Annotated in this window: 5 protein-coding genes; 3 read left to right on the top strand and 2 right to left on the bottom strand. The window is 44.5% G+C overall.

Going from position 1 to position 13,613, the window contains the following annotated elements:
- Window positions 1–3 precede the first annotated feature (3 nt).
- Window positions 4–8,682, top strand: coding sequence for a non-ribosomal peptide synthetase (locus tag Xvie_RS12280; RefSeq protein WP_086109595.1), 8,679 nt, complete (start codon window positions 4–6; stop codon window positions 8,680–8,682).
- A 134-nt stretch (window positions 8,683–8,816) separates the two neighbouring features.
- Entirely contained in the window at window positions 8,817–9,710 is an 894-nt protein-coding gene (gene ttcA, locus Xvie_RS12275) for a tRNA 2-thiocytidine(32) synthetase TtcA (RefSeq protein WP_086109594.1), read from the top strand.
- Between the two features lie 485 nt (window positions 9,711–10,195).
- Here ttcA and zntB read toward each other — a convergent pair whose 3' ends face one another.
- Complete coding sequence (gene zntB, locus Xvie_RS12270; protein ID WP_086109593.1) at window positions 10,196–11,179, bottom strand: zinc transporter ZntB; 984 nt, start codon at window positions 11,177–11,179, stop codon at window positions 10,196–10,198.
- A 36-nt stretch (window positions 11,180–11,215) separates the two neighbouring features.
- Window positions 11,216–12,844: a peptide ABC transporter substrate-binding protein gene (locus Xvie_RS12265; protein ID WP_086109592.1), complete on the bottom strand. Its 1,629-nt coding sequence runs from the start codon at window positions 12,842–12,844 to the stop codon at window positions 11,216–11,218.
- Window positions 12,845–13,011: 167 nt separating this feature from the next.
- Here Xvie_RS12265 and tpx point away from each other — a divergent pair, with 167 nt between their 5' ends.
- Window positions 13,012–13,515: a thiol peroxidase gene (gene tpx / locus Xvie_RS12260; RefSeq protein WP_086109591.1), complete on the top strand. Its 504-nt coding sequence runs from the start codon at window positions 13,012–13,014 to the stop codon at window positions 13,513–13,515.
- The last annotated feature ends 98 nt before the right edge of the window (window positions 13,516–13,613 follow it).

Here is a 13,613-nt window from a genome sequence, read left to right as displayed (position 1 = left end):
AAAATGTTGATGCTATTTAAAGAACTTCAGGAAAACCGTGTATCAGTATGGGTTCGTGAAAATAAGTTAAAACTGGCGTTTACAGGGGAAACTCCCCCTGTTCAACTTATTGATAAAGTTAAAAAGAAAAGAGAAAACATATTAGATTTCTTAAATGAAAGAAATATCTTCTCCGAAGAGGATTTTGAAAGTTTTATCTTTAGTGATGGTTATTCGGGTTCTAATGATTCCAGCATATCCCCCGAAAACAAAATTGAAGCGATCTTTCCTGCCACCAGCTTGCAACAGGGCTTTGTTTATCATCATCTGGCTCAACCGCAAGATGATGCCTATCGCTTGCAGTTGCTATTGGATTATCACACTAATGTCGATCTTGCCGCCTATCAACAGGCATGGTCACTGACTTCACTACGTTTCCCCACTCTCAGAATAGCATTTCATTGGGAAGGAGAAATATTGCAGGTTGTAACCACGGACGTAAGTATTGGTTCATCAAATTTCACCATTAAGGATATCAGTCAGTTACCACCAGAAGAGAAGGATCGAGCGATTGAAACGATCCAACAACATGACCGTACCCTGCCTTTTGATTTAAGTCAGCCCGGATTAATTCGTTTCACTTTAATTAAACAGAATGAACATCTGGTAACCGTGCTGATCACGCAACACCACTGCATTACCGATGGCTGGAGTAACCCGATTTTATTGCAAAGTGTGCATAAGTATTACAACGAACTCACGCAGGGACGAATTCCCAAAATAATGGTAGATAAAGCCTATCTGGCAACCCAACAATATCATCTGGATCACAAAGCAGAATCCGAGGCTTACTGGGCGGAATGCAAAGCACAAATCCACAGAACGAATAATCTTTCGGCCCTGTTAAGTCATAACGTCGATTTAACACAGATAAGAGCGGTTGAGAAACCAGCGGGACAAGTTATCACGGTACAGGGAAGCGTTTATCAGCAGCTTAAGAAAATGTGTCGTGAACAAGGCGTTACCCTGAATGTGGTACTGCAATTTGCCTGGCATAAATTACTGCACAGCTACACCGGAGATGAACAGACCATTGTCGGCACTACCGTATCCGGGCGCGATGTACCAGTGGAAGGTATTGAGTTCAGTGCCGGCCTGTATATCAATACCCTGCCGTTGGCGGTGCAATGGACTCAGGCTGACAGTGTTGCTGCGGTTTTACAGGACATACAGAAGGGTATCGCCGCACTCAACAGCCACAGTGCCGTCTCACTCGCCAATTTACAATCCGACGGGGAACGCTTATTCCATAGCCTATTTGTTTTTGAAAACTATCCTGACCCCGTGGAGAATGAAAATGGGGAAGGCATAGAACACACCTTGACATTCCGCCAGACCGTAGAAAAAGTAGATTATCCGGTGTCACTGATGGCCCATGAACAGGATAGTCGTTTAATAATAAAACTGAGTTACGGTGAAGACTGGCTGACAGATAAACAGGTACAGCGTTTACTTTGTCAGCTTGAACGCATCCTGCATGCCGTGGCCTGTGACCCACACCAACCGCATTCGTCAATCATGTTTCTCAGTGAAGAAGAGCGCCAGACCCTGCTGCACACGTGGAACCAGACCGATGCCCCCTACCCGCAGGACAAGACCCTGCAACAACTGTTTGAAACACAGGTGGAAAAGACACCGGATCACGTGGCGCTGGTATTTGAGGGAGAAACGCTGTCCTACCGCCAGTTAAACCAACGGGCAAACCAACTAGCAGGTGTGATCCGCGAGCGCTATCAGCAGCATAATGCCCCCATGCCAGCCGACACCCCGATAGCCCTCTACCTTGACCGCAGTCTGGACATGGTAGTCAGTATGTTGGCGGTGCTGAAAGCCGGCGGGGCTTATGTGCCCATTTCACCGGAATATCCACCGGAGCGGGTGCAGTTTATTCTGGCTGATACTGCTGCGCCTTGTGTGGTGACTCAGCAACAGCACTTTACGGCACTGGCAACATACACCCAAACATTCTCTGAACAGCCAACACTGATCGCGGCGGATGACCTGTCCATCACCGCAGGCCAGCCCGCAGAGAATCCGGCCCCCATAAATAAACCGGCCGATTTGGCCTATATCATCTATACCTCAGGCACTACCGGCCAGCCCAAAGGTGTCATGATTGCGCATAACAATGCGGCTCATCTGGTTACGGCACAGGCAGAATTGTTTGGTGTGGCAAAGAGAAAAAAAGCCTTGATGTTTGCCGCTTATGTCTTTGATGCTTCTGTCTCCGAATTATTCCTCAGTTTACTGCATGGGCTGACGGTTTATATTTGCAGTGAAACTGGACGCAATGCCCCTGCGGTTGCCGCACTCATTCAGCGAGAAGGCATTGAAATAGCCACTTTACCTCCCGCCCTGCTGAAATTATTAATTGGCACTGAATTACCCTCTCTGCAATTATTGGTGACAGCGGGGGAATCGCCTTCCCTGGATTTTCTTGAATATTTCAGCCAACACACTGATGTCCTGAATGCTTACGGCCCGACGGAAGTTACCGTTTGTGCGACCGGAAAGCGATATCAGCGCGGGGATATTGCAACCAATATTGGCCGGGCCATTAATAACATCCGTCTCTACGTTCTTGACAGTCACGGCAACCTGTCGCCTATTGGAGTACCGGGAGAGCTGTATATCGGCGGCGCCGGACTGGCACGGGGTTATTTAAACCAGCCAGAACTGACCGCCGAACGTTTTGTAGCGAATCCATTTGCCACGGCAGAAGACAAGGCCAAAGGCTACACCCGCCTGTACAAAACCGGCGATTTAGTGCGTTGGCAACCAAACGGGGAGCTGGAATATCTGGGGCGCAACGACTTTCAGGTCAAAATCCGCGGTTACCGCATTGAATTGGGGGAAATTGAAAGTGCCCTCACTTCCCACCCGCAGGTAAAACAAGCGGTGGTGATTGACCACGAACATAAAGGAAATAAAGTATTGGTTGCGTATCTGGTCACAGACGAAGAACTGTCCGATGAAATCCTGATTGAACATCTCTCCGCCCGCTTGCCGGAATATATGTTGCCTGCCAGCTTTACCCGTATTAAGTCCGTCCCTTTAACCCTGAACGGTAAACTGGATCGCCGCGCTCTGCCTGAGCCGGTATGGGGAAACCGGGATAATTATATCGCTCCCCGCAATGAGTTGGAAACCCAACTGTGTGCCATTTGGCAGGAGGTGTTGGGGTTGGAGCAGGTTGGCATTGAAGATAATTTCTTCCGTATCGGTGGTGATTCCATTATCAGCATCAAGTTAGTTTCCAGACTGCGGCAAGCGGGCTTTTCTCTACAAGTTAAATTGATTTTTGAAGCACCGACAGTCACACGCTTGGCACAGCTACTGACACAAAGCTCATCCACGGTAACCGTAATTGCAGAGCAGGGATTATTGCGCGGGGAATTTGGTCTATTGCCTATCCAACAGGATTTCTTTAATTGGAATTTGTCGAGTCCGTGCCATTGGAATCAGGCATTTATGATCCGACTGCCGGGCAACATTAGTTATGCCGCTATTAAACAAGCTTTGACTGTACTGACTGAGCGACATGATATGTTACGTGCTTATTTTGTCACCACAGAACAGGGTTATCATCAATGTTATTCCGAAAGAATACCGTCTTGGCTGACGGCATTACTGCATTGTGATATCAGCAAATTGAATGAGGCAGAACAACATCAACAGCTGACCCAATGGCAAAGTGGCTTTGATTACAATAATGGGCCTTTATGGCAAGCCGCTCATCTGACCGGATACACCGATGGTAGCGCCCGGTTATTCTTCTCGTTTCACCATCTGATTATTGACGTCGTGTCCTGGCAGATTATTGCTGAAGATATGCGTAGATTATTGCAGGGCGAAACATTGCCTGTGAAAACCAGTAGCTACCGGCAATGGATCAATGCCCTCCATCACTATGCACAACAGCATCAACACGAAATTCCCTACTGGCAACAAGTGATGACAGGAAACCATGATCACTTTGTTTCAGGTAAAACCAGTCAGCACATACTGAACATTTCCGCTGAATTGACTGATATTCTGCTGCATGAAGCCAATGCCGGTTACCACACCGAGATCAACGATTTACTGCTCAGTGCCCTCACTCTGGCATTACAGGCCGTTTTCTCTCGGCCTGTTAACCACATCTTGCTTGAAGGTCATGGTCGGGAAACCATCGACAACACATTGGATATATCAGAAACTGTTGGCTGGTTTACGACCCTCTATCCTGTTCGTCTGGCAATGCAAGATGATATTGTTGAGACGATTATTCACACCAAAGAGATGCTCCGTGCTGTACCAAATAAAGGGATTGGTTATGGTTCATTACGTCAGGCAGGGTATTTGGCCGGGAATTTGCCAACGATCGGCTTCAACTACCTCGGCCAGTTGAGTGGAGAGGCCGGACAAGACTGGGCACTGACCAGTGACGATTGTGGAACTGTAGTAGCAGATGATAACTGTAGTCATTTATTGCTGAGTATTAATGGCTTGATTCAAGCAAGCAGGCTGCAATTTAATATCAGCTCGTGTTTAACACAGGCTCAGACTCAGGTATTTATCACAGCCTTTGAGCAGGCACTCAAATCTGTCATCACGGCAGGTCAGAAACAGGCTCAACTGGGTGGAATAAAAACCTCCAGTGATTATGGTACGGTAAGGCTCTCAAGCAAATTTTTACGCCGTATTCAACAAATGTATCCGATTGAAACGCTGTATCCCGCCACCAGTTTGCAACAGGGTTTTGTTTATCATCATCTGGCTCAACCACAGGATGATGCCTATCGCGTGCAATTGCTGTTGGATTATCACACCCGATTCGACCTTGCTGCCTATCAGCAAGCCTGGTCACTGGCTTCACTGCGTTTCCCCATCCTCAGAACAGCATTTAATTGGGAAGAGGAGGTTTTACAGATTGTGACTGAGGGCGCAAGCCTTGGTTCGGAAAATTTCACCATAAAAGATATCAGCCAATTATTGCCAGAAGAGAAAGAGCAGGCAATCGAAGCGATCCAACAAACTGACCGTATCCTGCCCTTTGACTTAAGCCAGCCCGGATTAATCCGTTTCACTCTAATCAGGCAGAATGAACAACTGGTAACCGTGCTGATCACGCAACACCACAGTATTACTGACGGCTGGAGTAACCCGATTTTATTGCAAGCCGTACATGAATATTACGACGAGCTCACACAGGGGCGAATCCCCCAGATAATGGTAGATAAAGCCTATCTGGCAACCCAGCAATATCATTTGGATCATAAAGCGGAATCTGAGGATTATTGGGCAGAACGCAAAGCGCAATTCCACAAAACTTCATGCCAAGGTGCCAACGATTTGTCTGCCCTGTTAAGTCATCATATTGACCTGACACAGATAAAAACCATTGAAAAACCAGCCGAACAAATGCTCACCATACAGGGGAGTGCTTATGAGCAGCTTAAGAACACATGCCGGACGCAAGGCGTGACCCTGAATGTAATGCTGCAATTTGCCTGGCATAAACTACTGCACAGTTATACTGGGGATGAACAGACTATTGTCGGCACTACTGTATCCGGGCGTGATGTACCAGTGGAAGGCATTGATTCCAGTGTCGGCCTGTATATCAATACCCTGCCGTTGATGGTGCAGTGGCACAAGACAAACAGCATTATCAACGTCTTACAAGACATACAGCAAGATATCGCCGCACTCAACAGCCACAGTGCCATCTCACTTGCCAGTTTACAATCCGACGGGGAGCGATTATTCCACAGCTTACTGGTCTTTGAAAATTACCCTGTTCCCGCAGTGAATGAAAACGGCGAAAGCATAGAACACGCCCTGACATTCCGCCAAATCATTGAAAAAGTGGATTATCCGATATCACTGCTGGCCTATGAACAGGATAACCGTCTAATAATAAAGTTAGGTTATGGTGAAGACTGGCTGACAGATAAACAGGTACAGCGCTTGCTTTGTCAGCTTGAACGCATCCTGCACGCCGTGGCCTGTGACCCGTACCAGCCACATGCATCAATCATGTTCCTCAGTGAAGACGAGCGCCATACCCTGCTGCACACTTGGAATCAGACCGATACCCCCTACCCGCAGGACAAAACCCTGCAACAACTGTTTGAAGCACAGGTAGAAAAGACACCGGACAGTGTAGCGCTGGTATTTGAGGGGGAAATGCTGACCTATCGCCAGCTCAATCAACGAGCTAATCAACTGGCGAGGGTCATCCGTGAACATTGTTGGCGGCATAATAATGCTCCCATGCAAGCCGACACTCCGATAGCCCTTTACCTTGACCGCAGTCTGGAAATGGTGATCAGTATTCTGGCAGTATTGAAAGCTGGCGGGGCTTATGTGCCCATTTCGCCAGAATATCCACCGGAGCGAGTACAGTTTATTCTGGCTGATACTGCGGCTCCTTGTGTGGTGACCCAACAACGGTACCTGACGGTATTGGCAGAATACACCCGAACATTCGTTGATCAACCGACACGGATAACAGCGGATGACCAAGCCATTACCGCAGACCAGCCCGTAGAAAATCCGATACGGATAAATAAACCAACCGATTTAGCGTATATCATCTATACCTCAGGCACTACCGGCCAGCCCAAAGGCGTTATGATTGAGCATAAAAATGTTATGCACATGGTGGCTGCACAAGCAAAAATTTTTAATGCTACCAAGAGAAAAAAAGCCTTAATGTTTGCTGCTTATGTCTTTGATGGGTCGGTTTTCGAACTATTTTCCAGCTTATTGCATGGCCTGACCATTTACATTTGCAGCGAAACAGAGCGCAATGCGCCTGCGGTTGCCGCACTCATTCAACGCGAAGGTATTGAAATAGCCGCATTACCCCCCGCCCTGCTGAAATTATTAATTGGCACTGAATTACTCTCTCTGCAATTATTGGTGACGGCGGGAGAATCCCCCTCCTCAGATTTCCTTGAATATTTCAGCCGCCACAGCGGTGTCCTGAATTCTTACGGCCCGACTGAAGTTACTGTTTGTGCGACGGAGAAACTGTATCAGCATGGTGATATTGTAACGAGCATTGGCAAGGCAATTAATAACGCTCGTCTCTATGTTCTTGATAGTTACGGCAACCTGTCGCCTACCGGAACACCGGGAGAGCTGTATATCGGCGGTGCCGGACTGGCGCGGGGCTATTTGAACCGCCCTGAACTCACCGCCGAGCGTTTTGTAGCGAATCCATTTGCGACAGCCGAAGACAAAGCCAAAGGTTACACCCGCCTGTATAAAACCGGCGACTTAGTGCGTTGGCAACCGAACGGGGAGCTGGAATATCTGGGACGCAACGACTTTCAGGTCAAAATACGCGGTTACCGCATTGAATTGGGGGAAATTGAAAGTGCCCTCACTTCCCACCCACAGGTAAAGCAAGCGGTGGTAATTGACCACGAGCATAAAGGAAATAAAGTATTGGTCGCATATCTGGTGACGGATGACGCTCTGTCCGATGAAATCCTGATTGAGCACCTCTCCGCCCGCTTGCCGGAATATATGTTGCCTGCCAGTTTTACCCGCATTGAGTCCGTACCTTTAACCCTGAACGGCAAACTGGATCGCCGTGCCCTGCCTGAGCCGGTATGGGGAAACCGGGATCGTTATATCGCTCCCCGCAATGAGTTGGAAACCCGATTGTGTGCCATCTGGCAAGAGATATTAGGGCTGGAACGGATTGGCATTGAAGATAACTTCTTCCGTATTGGTGGTAATTCCCTGATGGCAATTAAACTGACCACAGTAATACGTAATGAAATAGACGTTGATGTTCCTTTAAATATTTTATTTAGCCATAAATGCATTTCTTTATTATCCCAATGGCTGGAATCAGGTAGCGTTAAATCCAGCTTACTTAATTTCTTAACACCAGAATCAACTGCAACTAATAAACTGTTTATGATTCATGCAGCCAATTGCGGTAGTGAGGTCTATGAGCCTCTGGCAAATGCTTTATCTGATATGTATAACTGCATCGGTATCGATAATTATAATCTTTGTATGGATAATCAAATTGATTCATTACAACAAATAGCACAGATATACATGAAGTTGATCTTAACTGAAACTTCCATTGATAAACCTATTCGTATTTTAGGGTGGTCATTAGGAGGACAGCTCGCTATGGAGATTGCATTTCAATTGGAGCAACTTGGCGCGAAAGAGATTCAGTTGTTCTTATTAGATACCATTATTAATAATGATGAATTAAAAGAGCTTAGAAATAAACTCGATATACCAAGTGAATATAATAAGGTCATCAAAAAATTACAGGAGATGGGAGCAAGCGATACTTATATCAATAAAGTATTAGACGCAATACCGTTTGAATCTGGAATAGCAGGCTGTAATTTCAGCGGAAAATTAATACATACAAACATCACCTTATTTAAAGCTGGTCGGGAAAGCCCATATCATCAAGAAGGAATTGGATTAGCGATGGGTCAATTGATAGCTAGAATACCGGATAATAATATTTCACAATGGGCAATCAATCCATTAGTGATTACATTGATTAATGATTGTTATCACGAAAATATTATTGAATCCGTTTCTATGATCAGTACAAAAATAATTAATACTTTGTCAATTAGGGATAATATATCAATAAATATAAATTAACTTGATTAAGGAACGAGGCCAGCATTGTTGGCCTCGTATTGCTCAAAAAAGAAAAATCCGTATAATCCATTCCCCTGCAAAGAATCCATGTAGGAAATCTATAGTCGATACAATCGACAATGTGAGAAGTCGCAATGAATCAAAAAGATACGAGAAAAGAGACACTTGAATTCAACAAACTCCAAAAGCGCCTGAGGAGAAACGTTGGTAATGCCATTATTGATTACAATATGATTGAAGATAATGATGTTGTAATGGCATGTATCAGTGGTGGCAAAGATTCATTTGCGATGTTAGATATCCTGTTGAATCTGCAAAAGGCGGCACCAATAAACTTCAGTGTAGTTGCAGTGAATCTTGATCAGAAGCAACCCGGTTTTCCTGAACACATTTTACCCGAGTACTTTGAAAGCCTGAATATTCCATACTACATTGTAGATAAAGACACTTATTCGGTTGTTAAAGAAAAAGTTCCTGAAGGCAAAACTACCTGTGGATTGTGTTCAAGGCTACGTCGCGGAACGCTCTACTCTTTCGCAGAAAAAATCGGCGCAACAAAAATTGCACTCGGACATCATCTTGATGATATCGTTGAAACTCTGTTCCTGAATATGTTCCATGGCGCACGGATGAAAGCCATGCCGCCAAAATTACGCTCTGACGATGGGCGTAATGTTGTCATAAGGCCGCTGGCATACTGTCGGGAAGCAGACCTTATCCAGTATGCGGAACACAAACAATTCCCAATCATTCCTTGCAATTTATGTGGTTCTCAAGAAAACCTACAGCGACAGGCAATAAAATCGATGTTGGTAGATTGGGATAAGAAAACACCAGGCAGGGTTGAGAGTATTTTCAAATCTATTCAAAACGTTAGCCCAAGCCAATTAGCAGATAAAACGCTTTTCGACTTTGTCAGCTTGCCATTGTCTCGTGATGGGGAAAGAGAAGAGTATGCTTTTAATGAAGCAGTCGTATCATCAACTAACATTAATGAAGCTATGTTTATCGATATCACGAACGTTTAAATTACATTAAGTCAAACCAGAAGCAGTCTTTATTAACAGGCTGCTTGAGATTTATTTCTGCTCGCCATTATTTATTTCTGTTCACCATTAAGAATAGAAAACCATCCTGTCAAATCGAAATAACGCACATAAAATCCCAGTTTCAGCCGATATCCAGTCTATCCGGTTATTTGTACAGTAAGCGTACGGGGAATGCACTCAGTAACAACAGAAAAAAATAGCCGATACTAAAACAAGCATCGGCATAATTAATGAGCAATTATTCTGTTAAAACTCAATGTGAGAAAAACTACAATTATGGAGCACAACGTTTATCGCTCAACGTTGTATTCACCTGCGGGGCCTATAGTGCCTCAATTATGGGAGTCAATTATTGATATATCTCAAATCTGATGGCACTATTGGCTTTCTCTGGATGCACATGACGATTATTTGCTCAATTGCTTTTTCTTTCTATAACTATTTACTTCTATAACCATTTTCTTCTACAGCCATTTACTTCGCCTTAACCACCAAGCGAAAATCACCATCAGTAGTGACAACAAAAGAGTAAATAAGCCGAATCCAAACTGATATTTATTACCCGGTATCCCCCCTAGGTTGACACCGAATAATCCCGTCAAAAAAGTTGTTGGCAAGAATATCATCGTCAACAGAGACATCATGTAAATACGGCGGTTCATGGCATCCGCCATCATGGAAGTGATTTCATCTGCAAGGATTGCGGTTCGGGCAATGCAACCATCAAGATCATCCATTCCCCTCCCCAATCTATCAGAAACTTCCTGCATCAAACGACGCTCTTCGTCGCTCATCCAAGGCAATCGCTCACTGGCCAAACGAATAAAAACATCCCGCTGGGGAGCCATATAGCGACGCAGAACAATTAACTGTTTACGCAGCAATACCAGTTCTCCGCGACCAGGCACTTTCTGCTCCAAAATATTATCTTCAAGCTCAATCAGGTTGTCATGTAGCTCTTCAATGAAATCATTCACTTCATCTGTAATGGCTCCGGCTATTTCAATCAGCCAATTTCCGGTACTTTTCGCACCAACACCGTTATGCAAGTCTTCCTGAACTTGATCGATGGAATGAATTTTCCGATGTCGGCTGGAGATAATAATTTTGTCGTTAATATAGATGCGGAACGAAACTAGGTGATCAGGGCGCGCATTATCATTGCGGTTCACCGATCTCAGGGTAATCAAGGTTCCTTCACCTGTGCGCAGCACTTTCGGACGAATACTTTCACTCACCAGTCCCTCTTTTACCGGAGACGACAGTAAGGCTGTATTCATAAGCCATTGGTGACTATCCGGATTTTTATAATCAAGATGTTGCCAAACTGGCTGTTCTGCGGTTACGAGTGAATCCTCCCCAAATGCCGTGATCCCCCCCTTACCATTTAACTGACAGGCGTAGATTGCATTTGCACCTTTAAATACCGAGCCATAGATCGTTTCCACATCTGCTCCTTATTTATTTGTACTTAGTTTTGACGCTTAATTGTGCTTCTTAAGAATGTACATGGTGTGACTATAAGCGACATCTTCGGGATTGGTGATCGGGTATCCCTTTAGCCACGGTTTGATCAACCGACCATTGGTATATTGATAAATCGGGGCGATTGGTGCTTGTTCAGCAATCATTTTTTCTGCCTGATTGTAATCATGGTTTCTGGCTACATCGTCAGTCTTATAGCTGGCAGCTTTGATTAGTGCGTCGTAGTCAGGGTTATGGAACTTCGCAATATTGCCACTGTGAGTGGATGTCAACAGAGACAGGAAACTTGATGGCTCATTATAATCGCCGGTCCAAGAGGCTCTCACCACATCGAAGTTACCTGTATTACGATTATCCACGTAGGTTTTCCATTCTTGATTAACCAGTTTCACTTCCACTCCCAGTTTTTTCTTCCATTCAGAACTAATTGCAATCGCTATTCGCTGGTTGTTTTCTAAATTGTTATAAAGCAATGAGATCTTTAATGGATTTTCAGCCCCATACCCAGCCGCTTTCAGTAATTTTCTTGCCTGAACATCCAACTCTTGTTGAGTCAATGTTTCCAGTCTGCTTTTTTCTGGCGTGAATCCTGCCGTAACATCCGGAGTAAAATGCCATGCGGGTTTTTCTCCCGTTCCAACAACTTTTTTCGCAATCAGGTTCCTGTCTATCGCCATTGAAAGCGCTTGTCTGACCCGCACATCATTCATTGGTGCTCGTTGGGTATTAAAAACATAGTAGTATGTTCCCAATTGATCCGGCGTAAAGACTTGTCCAGGAAGATCCTTCAGCAATTTCTGGTACATGTTTTTAGGAAAAGATTCCGTAATATCCAGATCCCCCGCCAAATAACGCTTGGTTGCATGAGATTCCTGATTAATGGGTATAAAAGTGACTTTTTTCAGTATCGTATTTTTGTTATCCCAGTAATAAGGATTGGGTGTCAGGACAATTTTTTCATTTACGACACGTCCGGTTAGCATGAATGCCCCATTGCCTATCAGATGTCCTACCCGAGTCCAATCTTTACCATATTTTTCAATGTCTTGTTTGTTAACCGGATAAAGACTAAAGTTGGTTGTCATGCTAGGGAAATAAGGTACAGGACGGTTCAGGGTAACTTTCAAAGTGTAACGATCGATGGCCTCAATACCCAATTTCTCTGGTGGCAGCTTTCCATCAATAATTTCCTGAGCATTCTCAATACCTGATAAAGCAGCAAACCAAGAAAAAGAAGAAGCATTTTCAGGATTGACCAGTCTCTTCCAGCTATAAACAAAATCAGATGCCGTGACGCTGCCACCATTAGACCAACGAGCATCCTGACGCAATTTGAATATCCATATCTTGTTATCTTTCGTCTTCCAATCAATGGCAACACCGGGAATAGCCTGACCGTGGGCGTCTTGATTGACCAAACCTTCAAACAGATCACGTAATACTTGTGCCTCTGTCAAACCGAAAGACTTTATTGGATCCAGTGAGGCTGGCTCATCTTTTAGCTGGCGAACCAATTCCTGCTCGGGATCAAGCTGAATACCAACAGGAACTTGAGCAGCAGGAACAGATAAAGAAAAATATAGTCCTGTCATCAACAATACAGAGGGAAGCAACGTAAAATTATGCATGATTTCTTTGCCTTATGAGTCGAATAATCGCCCTAAAAATAAATTATAAGACATTGTTAATTAAAGGGTGGGAGAGTATTTCATGAATATTGAATCTATTTTTGTGGGCAAGATCGCACTATTCCTTTACACTGACGGCGCAGTTTATTTTATAGAGGGATTAAACCATGACACAAACAGTCAAGTTTCAAGGTAGTGATATCACCGTTCACGGCAATTTTCCACAAGCAGGTCAAGCAGCAAAAGAATTCACGCTAGTTGCTAAAGATCTCGCTGATGTAGCATTGAGCCACTACGCAGGTAAACGCAAAGTACTTAATATTTTCCCAAGCATTGATACCGGTGTTTGTGCCACATCTGTCCGTACATTTAATCAACTCGCCAGCGAATTGGACAATACTGTCGTACTGTGCATTTCAGCAGACTTACCTTTTGCTCAGTCTCGTTTCTGTGGTTCTGAAGGTTTATCTAATGTTGTAACTCTTTCAACACTTCGTGGTGGGAACTTTCAGGAAGATTACGGCGTTGCAATAAATGAAGGCCCATTAGGTGGACTGACTGCACGCGCTGTCGTTGTTCTGGATGAAAATAACCAAGTTATTTATAGCCAGCTGGTCGATGAAATCACCAATGAACCTGACTATGACAGTGCATTATCCGCATTGAAATAATTGTTTCATTTTCAATAATATTGTTTTTTAACGCAGCAACATATTGTTTTTAACAGTTTATTTTCTGGCGGCGATGAAGTTATTAATTGTGATTTTAT

This window comes from Xenorhabdus vietnamensis (genome assembly GCF_002127535.1).
Classification (GTDB): domain Bacteria; phylum Pseudomonadota; class Gammaproteobacteria; order Enterobacterales; family Enterobacteriaceae; genus Xenorhabdus; species Xenorhabdus vietnamensis.
This window is presented reverse-complemented; position numbering and strand designations above follow the sequence as displayed.